Genomic DNA, 15718 nt, shown 5'->3' with positions numbered 1-15718 from the left:
CGCTCAGAGCAGCTCGAGGTTGTTCTTCAGCTCCAGCGGCGTGACCTGTCCGCGGTAGGCCTCCCACTCCTTGCGCTTGTTCAGCAGCACGTAGTTGAAGACCGACTCGCCCAGGGTCTCGGCGACGAGCTCCGAGCCCTCCATGTACTCGAGGGCATGGTCGAGGCTCGCGGGCAGCGCCGCGTAGCCCAGCGCGCGACGCTCGGCGTCGCTGAGCGACCACACGTTGTCCTCGGCCTCGGGCGGGAGCTCGTACTCCTCCTCGATGCCCTTGAGTCCGGCGGCGAGCATGAGCGCGTACGCGAGATACGGATTCGCCGCCGAGTCGAGGGCGCGGTACTCGACCCGCGAGGAGCCGCCCTTGTTCGGCTTGTACATCGGCACCCGCACGAGAGCGGAGCGGTTGTTGTGACCCCAGGTCACGAAGCTCGGGGCCTCGTCGCCGCCCCAGAGTCGCTTGTACGAGTTCACGAACTGGTTCGTGACCGCGGCGATCTCGTTCGCGTGCTTGAGGAGGCCGGCGATGAAGTGCCGGCCCGTCTTGGAGAGCTGGTACTTCGCGCCCTCCTCGTAGAACGCGTTACGCTCCCCCTCGAACAGCGACATGTGAGTGTGCATGCCGCTTCCGGGGTGACCGCTGAGCGGCTTCGGCATGAACGTCGCGTACACGCCCTGCTCGATCGCGACCTCCTTGATGACCGTGCGGAACGTCATCACGTTGTCGGCCATCGTGAGCGCGTCCGCGTAGCGCAGATCGATCTCGTTCTGCCCTGGTCCGCCCTCGTGGTGGCTGAACTCGACCGAGATGCCGAGGTCCTCCAGCATCCGCACCGAGCGCCGACGGAAGTCGTGCGCCGTTCCGCCGGGCACGTTGTCGAAGTAGCCGGCGGAGTCCACCGGCACCGGCCCCTCCGGGCCGAACGACGAGGACTTCAGCAGGTAGAACTCGATCTCGGGGTGCGTGTAGAACGTGAACCCCGCATCCGCCGCCTTCGCGAGCGTGCGCTTGAGCACGTGACGGGGATCGGAGACCGCGGGACGACCGTCCGGCGTCGTGATGTCGCAGAACATCCGCGCGGTGGGGTCGATCTCGCCGCGCCACGGCAGGGTCTGGAAGGTCGTGGGGTCAGGCTGCGCCAGCAGGTCCGACTCATAGCTGCGGGTGAGGCCCTCGATCGCGGAGCCGTCGAATCCGATGCCCTCCGCGAACGCGCCCTCGACCTCCGCGGGCGCGATCGCGACCGACTTGAGCGTGCCGATCACATCCGTGAACCACAGCCGCACGAACTTGACGCCGCGCTCCTCGATCGTCCGGAGGACGAAATCCCTCTGCTTGTCCACGGTTATTCGGAGTCCTTCGCGATGCCGACGTCCCAGCCGTCCTCGGCGGCGTCCTCGTCAGCCCAGGCGCGAGCGCGCTCCTGCAGCTTCTCGGGCGCGTGAGCGGCCTCGGCCTCGGTGTCGAAGGGCCCGACACGATCCGCCGAGGGCGAGATCATGCCGAACTCGACCTGCTTGGTGTTCACGTTGTACCAGTACTTATCGTCGCCGTTCGACATGGCCGACCCCCTTCATCACGTGGTGTCATCGATCCTATCGGCGCGAAGCTCGGTCGCTAAGCTATCGAGCATGGCAAAAGCGATCGGCGTCGACATCGGCGGCACGGGAATCAAGGCAGGCATCGTCGACCTCGAGCACGGCACCATGGCCTCCGACAGGGTTCGGGTCCCCACTCCCGAGGGCGCGTCCCCGCAGGACGTGCTGCAGGCCGTCAAGACCGTCCTCAAGACCCTCGACGTGCACGAGTCGAATCTCCCCCTCGGCGTCGCGTTCCCCGCGATCGTCAAGCGCGGCAAGACGCTCTCCGCCGCCAACGTGTCGAAGGAGTGGATCGGCTTCGACGCCGAGCGCTTCTTCCGCGACGGGCTCGGCCGCAACATCGTCTTCGTGAACGACGCGGATGCCGCGGGAGTCGCGGAGGCCCGCCACGGTGCGGCCCGCGACGTGGTCGGCTTCACCCTTCTCACGACACTCGGCACGGGGATCGGGTCGGCCTTCCTGTACGACGGCGTCCTCGTGCCGAACACGGAGCTCGGGCACCTGAACTTCCGCGAGTACGAGTCCGTCGAGACCTATGCTGCGACGTCGGCGCGCGAGCGCGAGAACCTCAGCTGGGCCGAGTGGGCCGAGCGTCTGCAGGACTTCTACACGCACATCGAGTTCCTGTTCAGCCCCGATCTGTTCGTGGTCGGCGGCGGCGTGTCCAAGAACGCGGGCGACTTCCTGCCGCTTCTCGACCTGAAGACGCCGATCGTCCCGGCAATCCACCGCAACAACTCGGGCATCATCGGCGCCGCATCTCTCGCCGGCGACTGACACCTCGAGACAACAGCCCGAAGGCCCCGTCGGATACGGCGGGGCCTTCGTCGTCCTTCCGGGCTCGGTGTTCCGGGTCAGGCCGAGCGAGCGGAGCGCACGCGGAACCACAGGGTGAGCTCCGACAGCGCGCGCAGCGCCGTCTGACGGTCGGAGTCGGCGTCGAGATCGGCGAACGAGTCCCGGTACCCCGCCGGTGCGAGTCCGGGGTCGCCGTGGAAGGCGCGGTACCCCATGGTCCAGTCCGCGAAGCGACGGCCCTCGACAGTCTCCTCCACCAGGATCCGCATGTCGTGGTGTCGCGCATCGTGGCGGATGCGCTCGACGAGTGCGTGCACGGTGTCGGGGTCGCCCTCCAGCACCTGAATGAAACGGCCGGAGCGGTACAGCAGCATACCCGTGACCTCGCGTTCGGCGTTGAGCCGACGACACTCGACGAGGAGCTGCTCGAGCGCGGTCTCACGGAAGGGGTGGGAGGCGGTGCTCGTGTAGACGAGGGACAGCAGACCGTCGGGCGCGCTCACCGGACCGTCCCCTGCAGACCCTCGGTCGACGGCGCGTCGTCGTCCGGCACGCTCGCGGCGACGGCGGCGGTCGCCTCAGCGAGAGTCGGGTGATCGCCTATCATGCTCGATCGGGCATCGAACGCGCGATACGCCCCGTCCGGCTGCCGATCGACGTAGCCGAGGAAGTCGCCGCCACGGCTGCCCACGTGGAACCCCTCTTCGACGCACGCCCAGAGAACGTGTGCGGACTCGGGTCGGTTGTCGTGCATGGGCGCTCCCGTCGGGAGAAAGAAGAGGTTCCGGTCCCCCGAACCCGATTTCGAGGGACCGGACAGTCGGGAGGGAGTCCGTCGAGGACTCCGCCGCTGCCGAGCAATGTCCACGGAACCGAGAGAATCCGCGTGCGCCGCCGGGCCGACTGACGAAGGGCGGCACAGGAGCGGCCCGTTGTGCTCCCAGCCTAGGTTCCGGTCGTCATCCGGCGCCTCCCATTGACGGACGACGCGGCCTGCTGGTAGGCGCGGTTCGACGCTTCGACGGCGGGCGGGGCGAATGGGCCGACCTGTACGCCGGGTTCTGTTCCGGGGTTCTTCGCCCCTTCGACGGTCATCTCTCTCGGCGACACGTTGCCGTGGCACTCTAGCGATCTACCCGAGGACTCGGCGAGCCGCGTCATCATCCTCTGTCTGATCTTGCTCCGGACGAGGTTTACCTGGCGGGCCATGTCACCATGGCCCCCGGTGGTCTCTTACACCACCCTTTCACCCTTACCCCTTGCGGGGCGGTCTGCTCTCTGTGGCACTGTCTCGCGGATTGCTCCGGGTGGGCGTTACCCACCGTCCTGCCCTGTGGAGCCCGGACGTTCCTCGGTGCGGTCTCCCGCCACGCGACCGTCCAGTCGACCCATTCGCACGTCCAGTCTACGGGGACCTACTTCTCGGCGGACTCCGCGATGCGAAGGTCGAGCGGCACATCGATCGGGAAGTCGCCGAACAGGCGTCGGGTCGCCACCGCCGCGGCATCGCGCACCGCCTCGGCGGCCGCCTCGGCCTGCTCTGCCGGGGCGTGCAGCACGACCTCGTCGTGCAGGAAGAAAGCGAGGTGCGCGCGTGCTGCGAACGGGCCGGATGCCGGGGCGCGATGCTCCGCCTCCGGCAGCTGCGCCAGGCGATGGCGGATCTCGGCGAGCCAGATCAGCGACCATTCGGCAGCGGTTCCCTGGACGACGAAGTTCCGTGTGAAGCGGCCCCAGTCCCGTGCCCGTCGCCGTGCCACCGCGACCTCGGCGGGATCCGCGTCGGCGTCCGTCGCGCGCGCCTGCATCCGCTCCCACTCGGCGGAGGGACGGGGCGAGGAACGGCCCAGCCACGTGGACACCACGCCGCCGTCCTCGCCGATCCGCGCAGCGCGGTCGACCAGCGCCATGGCGCGTGGGTACACCTTGCGCAGCCGCGGCACGAGACGCCCGCTGTCGCCCGTGGTCGCGCCGTACATGGCGCCGAGCACGGCGTATTTGGCCTCTTCCCGCGTCGAGACGGCTCCCGACTCGACGACGCCCGCATACAGGTCGGCTCCCTGCGCGGCGCGAGCCATGGCTCGGTCGCCGGCCATCGCAGCGAGCATGCGCGGTTCGAGCTGAGCCACGTCGGCGACGACGAGCCGCCAGCCCTCGTCGGCACGCACCGCTGCGCGGAGGTTCCGCGGGATCTGCAGTGCACCGCCGCCCGCCGACGCCCAGCGACCCGTGACCACTCCGCCGGGGATGTAGACGGGGCGGAACCGACCGTCTCGCACCCACTCGGAGAGCCACCCCCAGCCGTTCGCGCTCAGTAGACGGGCGAGCTTCTTGTAGGCGGTGAGCGGCCCGATCACGGGGTGGTCGTGCTGCGCGAGCTCCCAGCGTCCGGTCGACTCGACCGGCACACCCACCCGGTGCAGTGCGCGCAGCAGCTTGGGCTGACTGTCGAGATTGAGTCCCGGATCCCCGAGGATCGACCGCACACGCTCCGCCTCGGCGACCATGCGGCTCGGCATCCCGCCCGCGATCGGACGCGCTCCGAGGATCTCGGTGAGGATGCCGTCGTGGATCCGCTCGTCCCAGGGGAGCCCGGCGGCGCGCATCTCCTCCGCGACCAGCCCGCCCGCGGATTCGGCAGACGTGAGCAGCGCGAGGCGTCCGTCCGCGCCGTCGTCGATCACGCGACGCTGGAGTCGGAACTGCGCGAGCACGTCCTCGACCGGGTCGGTGTCGTCCTCGCGCTCGAAGACGTCGAACAACGACGGCGCCTCGTCGACGACCTCGGTGCGCACCCAGTCGGCGGAGGGAGCGAGCGGACGAGCGACCGCGTCCGTGTCGCGGAGGATCGCATGACACAGGATGAGGTCGTGCGTGCGCCCGAGGCGCACACCCGCGGCGAGGAGCGGCGGATACACCTCGCGAGCGCTGCGGATGATCCACCGCGGAGCGTTCTCGCTCTCCTGCGCCGTCACCCAGTCCGGGAGTCCGGCAGCGCTCAGCCGTTCACGACCGCGCTCCGCCCCTGCGGAATCGAGCTCGACGGCCGTCCAGTCCCCGGAGCGGTCGGCCACCAGGGCGATCCATCGCTCCGGAGTCCGCCGCGAGCTCACCGCCGGCGCGCTCGCGGCGCGCAGATCACAGCCCGGACTCCTCGGTGCGGACGAGGATGCAGCCGCACTCGGGGCACGAGACGACCGCGTCTTCTGCGGCCCGGCGGATCTCGGCGATGTCGGTACCGGGCAACAGGATGCGGCAGCCCTCGCAGGTGCCGCGCGTGAGGAGAGCGGCACCGGCGCTGTTGGCGGCTCGGCGCGTGTACTCCGCCAGGAGCGGGGCGGGGATCGTCGCGGTGACAGCCTCGCGGTCGCGGGCGAGCTGCGCGCCGAGGTCGGTGGCCGCGGCCACGTCCGCCTTGGCCTGCGCGGTGAGCGCACTGCCCTCGCTGGTCGTGGTGTCGAGGAGCGCCTGCTGCGCCGCGACTGCGGCGTCGGCATCCTCCATCCGCCCCATGACGTCGAGCTGCGCGTCCTCCAGATCGCTCTGCCGGCGGATCAGGCTGGCGATCTCGTGCTCGAGCGCCTGCGCCTCCTTCGGGTTGGTCGCCGCGGCGAGGCGGTCGGCGTCGCGCGCACGGCGCTGTTCGACGAGGGCCACGTCGGACTCGAGCCGCGTCAGCTCGGTGCGCACGTCGTCGCGTGTCCCGGTGAGAGCCGTGAGCTCGCGCAGCTGCTCCTGGCGGATCGCGACGAGCTCGGTGATGCGGGCGGCCTGGCTCGGCTTGGTGCGCGCGCGCTCCGCCTGCGCGATGCGGCGGTCCAGGTCGGCGACGTCGAGAAGGATGCGCTGGTGTTCCGGGCTGGCGTTCACGCTCTCAAACCTACTCGCTCAGGCGACATCGCCGTCGACGTAGAACCACGAGCGGCCTTCGCGCACGAATCGGCTGCGCTCCCGGAGCACCCCTCTCTCACCCTGCTGCTCCCAGGTGGCGGCGAACTCCACCACCCCTTCGCGGTCGAAGGGGCCGCCGGCCACACGGTCGACGATCAGCAGGCGCCGCCACCGCAGGCTCGAATCGAGGTCGAGGGAGTCCGGGCGCGTCGTCGGGTGCCAGGTCGCGAGCAGGTGGTCGACGTCTCCGAGCGAGAACGCCGTGAACCGCGAGCGCATCAGCCGCTCGGCCGTCGAGGCGGGCACTCCGTCGAGCACCGGACCGCAGCACCTTGCGAACACGTCGCCCGAGCCGCACGGGCACCGGTGCGAATCCTGCCCGTTCCCGTCCGCCGACGCCATGGTCTCCGCCTCCGTCACGGGTCCAGCGTACGCTGACGGCATGACCGCTCTTCCTCGCTTCACCGCCCACAACGGCTTCGAACTCCCCGCCCTCGGACTCGGCACCTACGCCTTGAACGGCGACGCCGGAGCGGATGCCGTGGCCACAGCGATCGGCGCGGGCTACCGCCTGCTCGACTCGGCATTCAACTACGAGAACGAGGGTTCCGTCGGACGCGGAGTCCGCGCCGCCGACGTCGACCGCTCGGAGATCATCGTGACGACCAAGCTGCCCGGCCGTCACCACCCGCGGGCGAAGGCGACGACGAGCATCGAGGAGAGCCGTTCCCGCCTCGGTGTCGACGTCACCGACCTGCACCTGATCCACTGGCCGAACCCCAGCCAGGACGAGTACGTGCAGGCCTGGGAGGCCCTGGTCGACGCGCAGCAGCGCGGAGTCGTGGGCCAGATCGGCGTGTCGAACTTCCTGCCGGAGCACCTCGAGCGCATCGAGCGCGAGACCGGTGTGCGGCCCGTGGTCAACCAGATCGAGGTGCACCCCTTCTTCCCGCAGAGCGAGCAGCTCGCGTATCACCGCGAGCACGGCATCCTCACCGAGGCCTGGAGTCCCCTCGGACGCGCCAAGGAGCTGCTGGACGAGGCCGTGATCGGCGAAGTGGCCGATGCGCACGGCATCTCCCGCGCCCAGACCGTGCTCGCCTGGCATGTCGCACGCGAGACGGTGGCGATCCCCAAGGCCTCGTCCGTCGAGCATCAGGTCTCGAACCTCGAGGCGGGTGCGGTGCGCCTCTCCGACGACGAGGTCGCCGCGATCACGGCCCTCGGTCGCGAGGACGGACGACTCTTCGGCGCGGATCCGCGCACGCACGAGGAGTCCTGACCCGCTCGGGGCGCAGCCGTCAGACGCGTTGCGTCCCGAGGACCCGGACGAGTTCGAGCTTGCTCGCAGCCTCGCTCCCGGGTGCAGCGGTGAGCACCACGAGGGCCTGCGACTCGTCCTCGGTGAGAAGCGCCTGGCAGTCGACCTCGATCTCCCCCACTGCGGGATGCACCAGCACCTTGTGGTCGTCGAAGCGGCGACGCACCTCGTGCACCTGCCAGAGCGCGGCGAACTCCTCCGAGCGCCCGGTCAGCTCCCGCACGATCTCTCCGGCCCGGGACCGTTCCCCCAGAGCGCCGTACGCCGAGCGCAGCGAGGCGACGAGAACGCGGCTGCGCTGCGGGTGATCCGCGTCCGGGTAGTGATGCCGCTCCCCCGCAGGGTCGGCGAACCAGCGGTAGATCCCACTGCGCTCCAGACCCTCGAACCCGCTCGCGTCTCCGAGCAGGGCCTTGGCGGCGTCGTTCTGGACCAGCACCTCGTCCAGCACCGACACGATGAACGCGGGGCTGTCGTCGAGCCGGTCCAGGATGCGGAGCATGCCCGGATGCACGTAGTCCGTGAATGCCGTGCGGTCGGGGGCGCTGTGCCCGCTGACCCGGTGCAGGTAGTCCCGCTCGTCGGGCGTGAGCCGCAGCGCACGCGCGAGCGAGGCCAGGATCTGCACGCTCGGCTGAGGCCCTCGCCGCTGCTCGAGTCGTGCGTAGTAGTCCGTCGACATCGCGGCGAGCTGCGCGACCTCTTCACGGCGGAGCCCCGGAGTCCGCCGTCGTACCCCGGCGCCGAGCCCCACATCCGCCGGGCGCAGCTGCTCCCTCCGCCTCACGAGGAACTCCGCCAGTGCATCTCTGTCCACCTCAGCAGTATCCCCCGCGCGCGGACGCCGATCCAGGGACCGCGGATCCCTGGATGAGCCGTCCCTGGAGGGACGACCACGGACGTCGGAGAGTGGGGTCATGAACATCAGCGGAAACACCATCTTCATCCCCGGGGCGACGAGCGGCATCGGCCTCGCCCTCGCCCAGCGACTCGCCGAGCGCGGCAACACCGTGATCGTCGGCGGGCGGCGCACCGCGCTTCTCGAGCGGATCGCCGCCGAGAACCCCGGCATCCACGCCGTCCGCATCGACACCGCGGATGCGGACAGCATCCGGGATGCCGCACGCGACGTCATCGCGGCTCATCCCGACCTCAACGTCGTCGTGGCGATGGCGGGCATCATGCGCGCCGAGGACTGGACGACCCCGTCCGGTTTCCTCGAGACGGCCGAGGCGACCGTCACGACGAACCTCCTCGGCCCGATCCGGCTCATCGCCGCGTTCATCGAGCACCTGCAGGCCCAGGACGACGCGACCATCGTGACGGTCTCCTCGGGACTCGCGTTCGCTCCGCTGCGGGCCACGCCGACGTACAACGCCACGAAGGCCGCGATCCACATGCTCAGCGAGTCCCTGCGCCTGCAGCTCGCGGGGACCAGCGTGTCGGTGCAGGAGCTCGAACCGCCGGCCGTGCGCACCGAGCTCATGCCCGGCCACGAGACGAGCGAGAACGCCATGCCCCTGGACGACTTCGTCTCGGAGGTCATGGGGCTCATCGAGTCGCAGCCCGACGCGACCGAGATCCAGGTCGAGCGCGTGAAGTTCCTCCGCTACGGCGAGGCACGGGGCGACTACCCGCAGGTCGTCGAGGCGCTCAACGCCGCAGATCCGCACAACCGCTGAGGTCCGATCGGCGGCTGACCGGTCGGCGCGGCGCGTCTCACAGCGCCGCGTCGACCGCCTGCTGCACCGTGGTGTGGGTGAACGAGAAGCCCGAGTCGAGCAGTATCCGCGGGCGCACGTCGGCATCCGATAGGAGCAGCGACTCCGCGGCGTCGCCGAGGGCGAGGCGCAACGCCCACGCAGGTGCAGGCAGCCAGAACGGCCGATGCATCCGACGGGCGACAGCGCGCCCGAGATCGTCCGCCGTCGCCGGGGCCGGTCCCGTGAGGTTGACCGGTCCGTCGAGTCCCGAGTCGATCACATGACGGATGCCGCGCACCTCATCCTCCAACGAGATCCACGGCCACATCTGCGTCCCCGGCCCGAGGGGACCTGCGAGACCGAACCGCGTCAGCTGGATGAGCGGCTTCAGCACACCCCGCCGATGCACGATGGGCGCCGTGCGCAGCAGCGCCACCCGCGCATGATCGCCTGCGCGCCGGGCCTCGTCCTCCCAGCGGACGCAGAGTCGCGCGAGGAACGTATCGCCCGCGGGGGCGTCCTCGGCCAGCACCTCTCCGGGGGCAGAGCCGTAGAAGCCGACAGCGGAGGCCGACACGAACATCGGCGCGTCTGCGCCGAGCGCTCTGACCGCAGTGGCGATCGTGCGGGTCGTCACGATCCGCGACTCGACGAGAGTGCGGCGATAGCCGCGCGTCCAGGGCAGACGCCCGACGCTCGCGCCGCCCAGCGCGACGACGGCATCCGCTCCGGAGAGCACGTCCGGATCGAGCTCGCGCTCGCCGGGACGCCACTGCACCTCGTCGTTGCTCGCCGGAGGTCGGCGGACGAGGCGCGTCACCTCCGCGCCGTCCGCGCGGATCGACTCGACGAGCGCCGTCCCGACGAGTCCCGATGCGCCGCTGATCACGATCCGCTGTGCCATGTCCGCTCCCGTCCTCTGTGCGTCCGGGGAGGTCCCCTCCCGCGAGTCTGGCACGCGCAGCATCCCTCGAGGCCGATCTGCGGCCTCTCTGGTCGATTCGTGCGTCCCGCACCTTACGGCTGCCGCAAACCGGTCGATAAATACGTCGGGGTAGAAAGAGGACGAGGATCCGTGACGACAACGTACATCGAGACCGGTGGCCACGTACGGGTGTACGACGACGCCGTTCGCACGCACGAGGTGTTCCCGCTGGGCACGTATCGGGTGCACTTCACGTCGAAGGAGGGCTTCAGCCTGATCAAGGTCGATGACCTCTCCGTCGGCTCCGAGCGCGTGTACGGCGGGCTCGAGCGCAAGGTCGACAAGGTCTTCCGCTCCTACGCCCTCTCCGATCGCAGTCTCGGCGTGATGCTGTCGGGCGACAAGGGCATCGGCAAGACTCTCTTCCTGCGGATGGTCGCCGAGGAGGCTCGTGATCAGGCGCTGCCGGTCGTGATCGTGTCGGAGGACAACGAGGGCATCGTCGAGTTCCTCGACAGCCTGGACGAGTGCCTCATCGTCTTCGACGAGTTCGAGAAGACGTTCCCCATGACCCGACGCGGCGGCGGCGACGGCGCCAACCGTCAGAACCAGTTCCTCTCCCTGTTCGACGGCCTGTCCTCGGTCAAGCGCATCTACTGCCTGACCGTCAACGACATCAACGACGTGAGCGCATACATCGTCAATCGTCCCGGTCGCTTCCACTACCACATGCGCTTCGAGTACCCCGGGCCCGAGGAGGTGCGGCAGTACCTGCGCGACCAGGCTCCGCACGCCGACCCGGTGGAGATCGAGAACGTCGCGCTCTTCTCCCGTCGCGCTCGCCTCAACTACGACCACCTCCGTGCGATCGCGTTCGAGCTCGCCCAGCCCGACACTCTGTTCGCGGAGATCGTCGAGGACCTCAACATCAAGGCGATCGAGCCGAGCACGTACCGCATCGAGGCACGGTTCCCTGATGGCACGATCTGGTCGGAGGAGGCGGAGATGAACCTGTTCGAGCGGGGCGATGCGCTCCGCACCTACGAGCTGCGTCACTCGACGCGCTCGATCTTCGCGTCTTTCCGACCGCGCGACCTCGTGTTCGAGGCCGACGGCACGATCGTCGTCCCGATCGACCGGCTCGACCTGGTGGACGACGACGACGAGGAGCCGGAGGTCTACCCGGCCAGCATGAGCCTGACGCTCGTGGGCCAGGCGAACTACGGGTTCGGCCTCTGACCCCGCCCGCCCCGCTCCCGGGCGCTCAGACGCCTATCGTCTGGCGCAAGAAGGCCCGTGCGTAGCGGTGCCCGCTCGACGTCGCGAGGCGATCGAAGTACGAGTCCAGGGCGGATGCGGAGGACTTCGACGTTCGCGTCGGCGAGGTCGCAGCGTTCTCGGCGTAATGCCGGTCGAGGGCGTCGCGCAGCATCCGGACGGCCTCGGCGCGCTGCTGCGAGATCGCGGCGTGCGAGACCCCGAGCTCGTCCGCCAGCTCCTTCACGGTGCGGTCCTCGAAGTAGATCGCACGCACGATGAGTCTCTTGCGGTCCGGGAGCGCCTCCACCGCGTGATGCAGGAGTTCCTCACGCTCTGCCGCGATCGCCATCTCCTCCGGGAGGTAGCCCGACCAGAGGACCTCGTGCGGGTCCAGCACGTCGAGGCTCGTGACGGTGCGCTCGGCGTCCGCCAGACGCTCGCGCACGATTCCCGCATCCAGTCCCATCGCGTCCGCGATCTCGCGCAGTGTGGGGATTCGCCCCAGGGCGCCGGCGAGGGCGTCGCGGACGCGGGTGGTCTCCTTTGCCCGCGCGCGGACGTCGCGGGGAGCCCAGTCCATCGATCGCAACTCGTCCATCAGCGCCCAGTTGATGCGTTCACGGGCGAAGGCTCCGAACGGCACGCCGAGTGACGCATCGAACCTCTCCGCGGCACGCACGAGCGCGTACGCGCCGGCGGAGGCGAGATCCTCGCGAGAGACCTGCGTCAGGCGCGCGGCGATGCTCGCCGTCGCGGAGCCCACGATGTGGAGGTGGTCGACGACGAGCTGATTCCGCGCACGCATCGGCATAGGGTTCCGCCTTCTCTCACTGTCAGTGCAAGCTCCCCAGCGCGCCACAGCACACGTCATCAGATGACGACGCGGACAACCGTCCGACTACATGCTAGAGCCGCCGGTCAGGCGGAGATGCACCGAGAGGCGGTTCCCTCGGAAATTCTCGTTTACGTTTAGATCACGATTGCTAATCGTTCACCTTGACACGCTTGTTGACCTCGCGCGTCGCAGAGAACTTCAGCACCGTGTAGTCGTCGACCTCGCCGGATCCCTCGTCCTTCGAGAACTGCACCCGGTGCCCCTTGTGGGTCTGCGGGTAGAACTTCCCGAAGTTCGTGAGGGTCACCGTGTTGCCGCGACTCACGAGATCGACCAGCTCGTCGATCATCGCGTTGTATGCGGTCTGCGCGGCCCCGACCGAGATCCCGCCGCGTCGCGCGAACCGCTGTACGAACTCCCTCTTGCTCACCCGATTCGTATCGAGCGTCCTGGATGTGCTCATTTTTCCGTCCAATGGAAAAGTGCTCGTCACCGAGCGTCTTGCGCTGTACCCCACCAGCGGCATTCGCGACGCGCCCGCAGGTCCCAATCTCCTGCGCCTACGCCGGAATCTGCCAGTACCCCAGCCTGTGCACTTCAGAGGATACTCGTTCTTCCTTGGTATATGCGGTGAATATCGGAATCCTCTGACTCCCGAAATCTCGCGATCGACAGAGGGTGCTCAGCCATCCAGCCGCACCCGGATGGGATGGGACTCGTCGTCGAGGATCACCTGCGCGGCCCGCGCGGTGACGGGGTGCAGCACGATCGGTGCACGCAGGTTGATGTACACGCCGTCCTCGGCGGGGTTCGCGACCACCAGCACCCGCAGAGCGGTGTCGTCGTCCGCCCCGAGCTGCGCGCGGATCTCGGTCGGGATGCGCGGCTCGTATCCGTAGTCGCTGAAGTCCGGGTCGAGGAGGAACAACCGGACCTCGGCTCCGACGGCCCGAAGAGCGTAGAGTCCCTCTGCACCCGGGATCGGCTCGAGGGCGAAGTCGGTGTACGGGCTCAGACCCGGCATCGGGAAGGCGAACTCGACGGCGGTAGCGGATGCGTCAGCCGTGATCGTGGTCATCGCAGGAACTCCAAGAGGTTGGTCTGCAGCGAACGGGCGGTCACCTGCAGGGCGGACTGGAAGACGAGTTCGGCGGACTGCAGCCGCACGAGCACCTCGAGACTGTCGACGTTCTCCACCTCGACGCGCCTCGCCTCGAGATCGGTCGAGACCGACAGGTTCTGCGACATGGCGCGCTCGATCTGCACCTGGCGGGCTCCGGTCGTCCCCCGCGCGGACACGACCTCCTTGAGCCGGTCGTCGATGTCGCCGAGCCGGGCGCCGACGTTCGCGCCGCTGCGCAGGTCGGCGGCGATGTCGTTCAGCATCGCGAACGCACTGTTCGCTCCCGTTCCGAACGCCTGGGCTCCGTCGAAGTCGACCCGCACGGTCTCGTTGTCGCTGATGCGTCGCTGCACGCCGCCCCCCGCGGTGCCGTTGAACGTGAAGGTGCCCGAATCGAAGGCGACGGCGGCGTCACTCGTCCCGGCGAAGACACTGCGCCCGAGGACCGTCGTGTTCGCGCGGGCGAGCAGCTCGGCGCTGATGGTCTCGAGCTCCTGCGCGATGGACTCGCGGGCGCTCGCGCTCAGCGCGCCGGAGTTCGCCCCCTGCGCGGTGAGGTCGCGCGCCCGGTTCAGCAGGTCCGCGCTGGCACCCAGCGCGGTGTCGACGGTCGTGACCCACGCCATCCCGTCGCTGAGGTTGCGCGCGTACTGTGCTGCCCGGGACTGCTCGCCGTGCACGCCGAGCGTCGTCGCCGCCGCGGCAGGGTCTTCGCTGGGCGTGCGGAAAGCCCGCTGCGAGGTCGCCTGGTTCTGCAGCCGCTCGCGGTCGACGAGGGTCGTCTGCAGGGTGCGCAGCGACTGCTGCGTCATGGTGCTGCTCGTGATGCGCCCGATCATGTGTCCTCCGGGGATCAGCGGCCCACCAGGCCGGTGCGGTTGATGAGCAGGTCCAGAGCCTCGTCGACCGCGGTGAGCACACGCGCGGCCGCCTGATACGCGGTCTGGTAGGTCAGCAGGTTGATGGTCTCCTCGTCGCCGTCGACCGAGGCGTTCGACTGCTGCGCGGTGACGGCGGCGACGGCGCCCATGTCCGCGATGTCGGCGCGCTGCCGGTCGCCGGCGACCGTGACCGCGAACCCGGTCACGAAGCTCGACCAGACCTTGCTGGGACCGGTCGCCGCAGCGCCGAGCGCGCTGATGCGGTCGGCGATCGTGGTGTCCTTCGCACCGGCACCCGGCGCGGCGAGGGCGAGGTCGGCGAGTCCGGTCGGGATCACGCGGAGACCGAGCGCGGCCGGGCCGCTCGGGTCGAGGGCGAAGAAGTCGCCGCCTGGCGCGCCCGTCGGCGTCGCACCGGTGCGGTGCACGTCGTTCACGGCGGTCGCCAACGCGATCGCCGTCTCGTTATAGGCGGCCGCGACGCCGGCGAGCGTGCCACCGGCGGAGGCCGGAGCCAGCGTGCTGATCGTGCCGCCGATCGTGCCGCCCGTGACGCTGACCGGCGTACCGGGGCGATCGGCCCAGGCGACCGTGATGCTGCCGCCGTCGGCGATCTCGCGCGGGCCGCTCACCACGAGCGATCGGCTCGTGTCGCCGGAGACGAGGGCGTTGCCGTCGACGCGCATCGTGAGAGTGCCGTCCGTCTCGACGACGCCCGTGGCGCCGACCGCTGAGGACAGCTGCTGCGCGAGCACGCCGCGCTGGTCGATCAGCTCGTTCGCGTTGCGCCCCGAGAGGAGCGCGTCGCGGATCTGTCCGTTGAGGGTCGCGACCTGGCCGGCGACCGCGTTGACGTCGGCGATCTGACGATCGACCTGGCCGCGCAGATCCGTCCACTGCCCTGCGACCGTCTGGTAGCCCGCAGCCACCTGGCCGATGAGGACCTGTGCGTTCGTGAGCACGACCTGGGCCGCCGCGGCATCCGGCGTGTTGGCGAGATCGGACCAGCCGGCCCAGAAGCGGTTGAGGTTCGCGGCGAGTCCGTCCGCTGTGGGTTCGGCCATGGCTGCTTCGGCCTGCCCGGCGGCCGTGGCGCGCGCGACCCAGAACCCCGAGGCGCCGAGCGCATCCCGCACCCGCGCATCGAGGAGATTGTCGCCGAGACGCGCGACGCCCGTCACGTCCACGCCCGATCCGATCGCGAACTTCGTCGGCCACAGCCCCGACTGTCCGGGAGCAGCCGATGGCGTCTGCTCCAGACGCTGTCGCGTGTAACCGGCCGTGGTCTGGTTCGCGATGTTCTGACCCGTGACGGTCATACCCGCGCGTGCCGCCGCGAGGGCGGATTCGGCGAGCCGGAGTCCGGCGAAGGAGGACATCCG

General features: G+C 69.5%; 18 protein-coding genes and 1 other RNA gene. 4 read left to right on the top strand and 15 right to left on the bottom strand.

The window, feature by feature from the left end; genetic code table 11:
* Nucleotides 1-3: 3 nt before the first annotated feature.
* Complete coding sequence (gene glnA, locus MRBLMX7_RS00255; RefSeq protein WP_050720847.1) at nucleotides 4-1341, bottom strand: type I glutamate--ammonia ligase; 1338 nt, start codon at nucleotides 1339-1341, stop codon at nucleotides 4-6.
* Between the two features lie 2 nt (nucleotides 1342-1343).
* Nucleotides 1344-1559, bottom strand: a complete 216-nt coding sequence (locus MRBLMX7_RS00250) for an SPOR domain-containing protein (protein ID WP_363365703.1) — start codon at nucleotides 1557-1559, stop codon at nucleotides 1344-1346.
* 70 nt (nucleotides 1560-1629) lie between these two features.
* Between MRBLMX7_RS00250 and ppgK the strand changes: the two genes are divergently transcribed.
* Nucleotides 1630-2376, top strand: a complete 747-nt coding sequence (ppgK, locus tag MRBLMX7_RS00245; protein ID WP_050720845.1) for a polyphosphate--glucose phosphotransferase — start codon at nucleotides 1630-1632, stop codon at nucleotides 2374-2376.
* Between the two features lie 77 nt (nucleotides 2377-2453).
* Here the strand turns inward: ppgK and MRBLMX7_RS00240 are convergent, their stop codons facing one another.
* The 6 genes from MRBLMX7_RS00240 to MRBLMX7_RS00215 all read right to left on the bottom strand — a co-directional run bounded on the left by MRBLMX7_RS00240 (nucleotide 2454) and on the right by MRBLMX7_RS00215 (nucleotide 6690).
* Nucleotides 2454-2900 carry a BLUF domain-containing protein gene (locus MRBLMX7_RS00240; protein ID WP_363365702.1) on the bottom strand — a complete coding sequence of 149 codons (447 nt, stop codon included), beginning with the start codon at nucleotides 2898-2900 and terminating at the stop codon, nucleotides 2454-2456.
* Nucleotides 2897-3151, bottom strand: a complete 255-nt coding sequence (locus MRBLMX7_RS00235; RefSeq protein ID WP_363365701.1) for a hypothetical protein — start codon at nucleotides 3149-3151, stop codon at nucleotides 2897-2899. Before MRBLMX7_RS00235 ends, MRBLMX7_RS00240 begins: the two co-directional genes overlap by 4 nt.
* Before the next feature lie 280 nt (nucleotides 3152-3431).
* Nucleotides 3432-3788: RNase P RNA component class A (gene rnpB / locus MRBLMX7_RS00230), an RNA gene on the bottom strand.
* 24 nt (nucleotides 3789-3812) lie between these two features.
* On the bottom strand, nucleotides 3813-5471 hold the full coding sequence (locus MRBLMX7_RS00225) for a bifunctional 3'-5' exonuclease/DNA polymerase (protein WP_363365700.1): 1659 nt from the start codon (nucleotides 5469-5471) through the stop codon (nucleotides 3813-3815).
* Between the two features lie 64 nt (nucleotides 5472-5535).
* The gene (locus tag MRBLMX7_RS00220) at nucleotides 5536-6267 is read right to left on the bottom strand and encodes a zinc ribbon domain-containing protein (RefSeq protein WP_363365699.1); all 732 of its coding nucleotides are present in this window, start codon (nucleotides 6265-6267) and stop codon (nucleotides 5536-5538) included.
* A gap of 18 nt (nucleotides 6268-6285) precedes the next feature.
* A complete protein-coding gene (locus MRBLMX7_RS00215; protein WP_363370748.1) occupies nucleotides 6286-6690 on the bottom strand; it encodes a YchJ family protein in 405 nt (134 codons plus the stop codon).
* Nucleotides 6691-6730: 40 nt separating this feature from the next.
* Here MRBLMX7_RS00215 and MRBLMX7_RS00210 point away from each other — a divergent pair, with 40 nt between their 5' ends.
* Entirely contained in the window at nucleotides 6731-7570 is an 840-nt protein-coding gene (locus MRBLMX7_RS00210) for an aldo/keto reductase (RefSeq protein ID WP_363365698.1), read from the top strand.
* Nucleotides 7571-7589: 19 nt separating this feature from the next.
* Here MRBLMX7_RS00210 and MRBLMX7_RS00205 read toward each other — a convergent pair whose 3' ends face one another.
* Nucleotides 7590-8426 carry a helix-turn-helix transcriptional regulator gene (locus MRBLMX7_RS00205; RefSeq protein ID WP_363365697.1) on the bottom strand — a complete coding sequence of 279 codons (837 nt, stop codon included), beginning with the start codon at nucleotides 8424-8426 and terminating at the stop codon, nucleotides 7590-7592.
* A gap of 100 nt (nucleotides 8427-8526) precedes the next feature.
* Between MRBLMX7_RS00205 and MRBLMX7_RS00200 the strand changes: the two genes are divergently transcribed.
* The gene (locus MRBLMX7_RS00200) at nucleotides 8527-9291 is read left to right on the top strand and encodes an SDR family oxidoreductase (protein ID WP_363365696.1); all 765 of its coding nucleotides are present in this window, start codon (nucleotides 8527-8529) and stop codon (nucleotides 9289-9291) included.
* 37 nt (nucleotides 9292-9328) lie between these two features.
* Here MRBLMX7_RS00200 and MRBLMX7_RS00195 read toward each other — a convergent pair whose 3' ends face one another.
* Nucleotides 9329-10216 carry a TIGR01777 family oxidoreductase gene (locus MRBLMX7_RS00195; protein WP_363365694.1) on the bottom strand — a complete coding sequence of 296 codons (888 nt, stop codon included), beginning with the start codon at nucleotides 10214-10216 and terminating at the stop codon, nucleotides 9329-9331.
* Nucleotides 10217-10387: 171 nt separating this feature from the next.
* Between MRBLMX7_RS00195 and MRBLMX7_RS00190 the strand changes: the two genes are divergently transcribed.
* Complete coding sequence (locus MRBLMX7_RS00190) at nucleotides 10388-11476, top strand: AAA family ATPase (protein ID WP_363365693.1); 1089 nt, start codon at nucleotides 10388-10390, stop codon at nucleotides 11474-11476.
* Between the two features lie 25 nt (nucleotides 11477-11501).
* On the opposite strand, the gene MRBLMX7_RS00185 is transcribed toward MRBLMX7_RS00190, so the two are convergent.
* The 5 genes from MRBLMX7_RS00185 to flgK form a co-directional block, all read right to left on the bottom strand.
* The gene (locus MRBLMX7_RS00185) at nucleotides 11502-12302 is read right to left on the bottom strand and encodes a sigma-70 family RNA polymerase sigma factor (RefSeq protein ID WP_363365692.1); all 801 of its coding nucleotides are present in this window, start codon (nucleotides 12300-12302) and stop codon (nucleotides 11502-11504) included.
* A 178-nt stretch (nucleotides 12303-12480) separates the two neighbouring features.
* A complete protein-coding gene (locus MRBLMX7_RS00180; protein ID WP_161804369.1) occupies nucleotides 12481-12795 on the bottom strand; it encodes an HU family DNA-binding protein in 315 nt (104 codons plus the stop codon).
* 219 nt (nucleotides 12796-13014) lie between these two features.
* Complete coding sequence (locus MRBLMX7_RS00175; RefSeq protein WP_363365691.1) at nucleotides 13015-13410, bottom strand: flagellar assembly protein FliW; 396 nt, start codon at nucleotides 13408-13410, stop codon at nucleotides 13015-13017.
* Nucleotides 13407-14294, bottom strand: a complete 888-nt coding sequence (locus MRBLMX7_RS00170; protein WP_363365690.1) for a flagellin — start codon at nucleotides 14292-14294, stop codon at nucleotides 13407-13409. Before MRBLMX7_RS00170 ends, MRBLMX7_RS00175 begins: the two co-directional genes overlap by 4 nt.
* Nucleotides 14295-14308: 14 nt before the next feature.
* Nucleotides 14309-15715, bottom strand: coding sequence for a flagellar hook-associated protein FlgK (flgK, locus tag MRBLMX7_RS00165; RefSeq protein ID WP_363365689.1), 1407 nt, complete (start codon nucleotides 15713-15715; stop codon nucleotides 14309-14311).
* Nucleotides 15716-15718: the final 3 nt, after the last annotated feature.

It is taken from the genome of Microbacterium sp. LMX7-1.2 (assembly GCF_040675935.1).
Lineage (GTDB): Bacteria > Actinomycetota > Actinomycetes > Actinomycetales > Microbacteriaceae > Microbacterium.
This window is presented reverse-complemented; position numbering and strand designations above follow the sequence as displayed.

Excerpts from the sequence above, each read along its gene's own strand:
- MRBLMX7_RS00250 (WP_363365703.1), bottom strand. The coding sequence starts at position 1,559 with ATGTCGAACGGCGACGATAAGTACTGGTACAACGTGAACACCAAGCAG.
- ppgK (WP_050720845.1), top strand. The coding sequence starts at position 1,630 with ATGGCAAAAGCGATCGGCGTCGACATCGGCGGCACGGGAATCAAGGCA.
- MRBLMX7_RS00235 (WP_363365701.1), bottom strand. The coding sequence starts at position 3,151 with ATGCACGACAACCGACCCGAGTCCGCACACGTTCTCTGGGCGTGCGTC.
- MRBLMX7_RS00215 (WP_363370748.1), bottom strand. The coding sequence starts at position 6,690 with ATGGCGTCGGCGGACGGGAACGGGCAGGATTCGCACCGGTGCCCGTGC.
- MRBLMX7_RS00210 (WP_363365698.1), top strand. The coding sequence starts at position 6,731 with ATGACCGCTCTTCCTCGCTTCACCGCCCACAACGGCTTCGAACTCCCC.
- MRBLMX7_RS00200 (WP_363365696.1), top strand. The coding sequence starts at position 8,527 with ATGAACATCAGCGGAAACACCATCTTCATCCCCGGGGCGACGAGCGGC.
- MRBLMX7_RS00195 (WP_363365694.1), bottom strand. The coding sequence starts at position 10,216 with ATGGCACAGCGGATCGTGATCAGCGGCGCATCGGGACTCGTCGGGACG.
- MRBLMX7_RS00185 (WP_363365692.1), bottom strand. The coding sequence starts at position 12,302 with ATGCGTGCGCGGAATCAGCTCGTCGTCGACCACCTCCACATCGTGGGC.
- MRBLMX7_RS00180 (WP_161804369.1), bottom strand. The coding sequence starts at position 12,795 with ATGAGCACATCCAGGACGCTCGATACGAATCGGGTGAGCAAGAGGGAG.
- MRBLMX7_RS00175 (WP_363365691.1), bottom strand. The coding sequence starts at position 13,410 with ATGACCACGATCACGGCTGACGCATCCGCTACCGCCGTCGAGTTCGCC.
- MRBLMX7_RS00170 (WP_363365690.1), bottom strand. The coding sequence starts at position 14,294 with ATGATCGGGCGCATCACGAGCAGCACCATGACGCAGCAGTCGCTGCGC.
- flgK (WP_363365689.1), bottom strand. The coding sequence starts at position 15,715 with ATGTCCTCCTTCGCCGGACTCCGGCTCGCCGAATCCGCCCTCGCGGCG.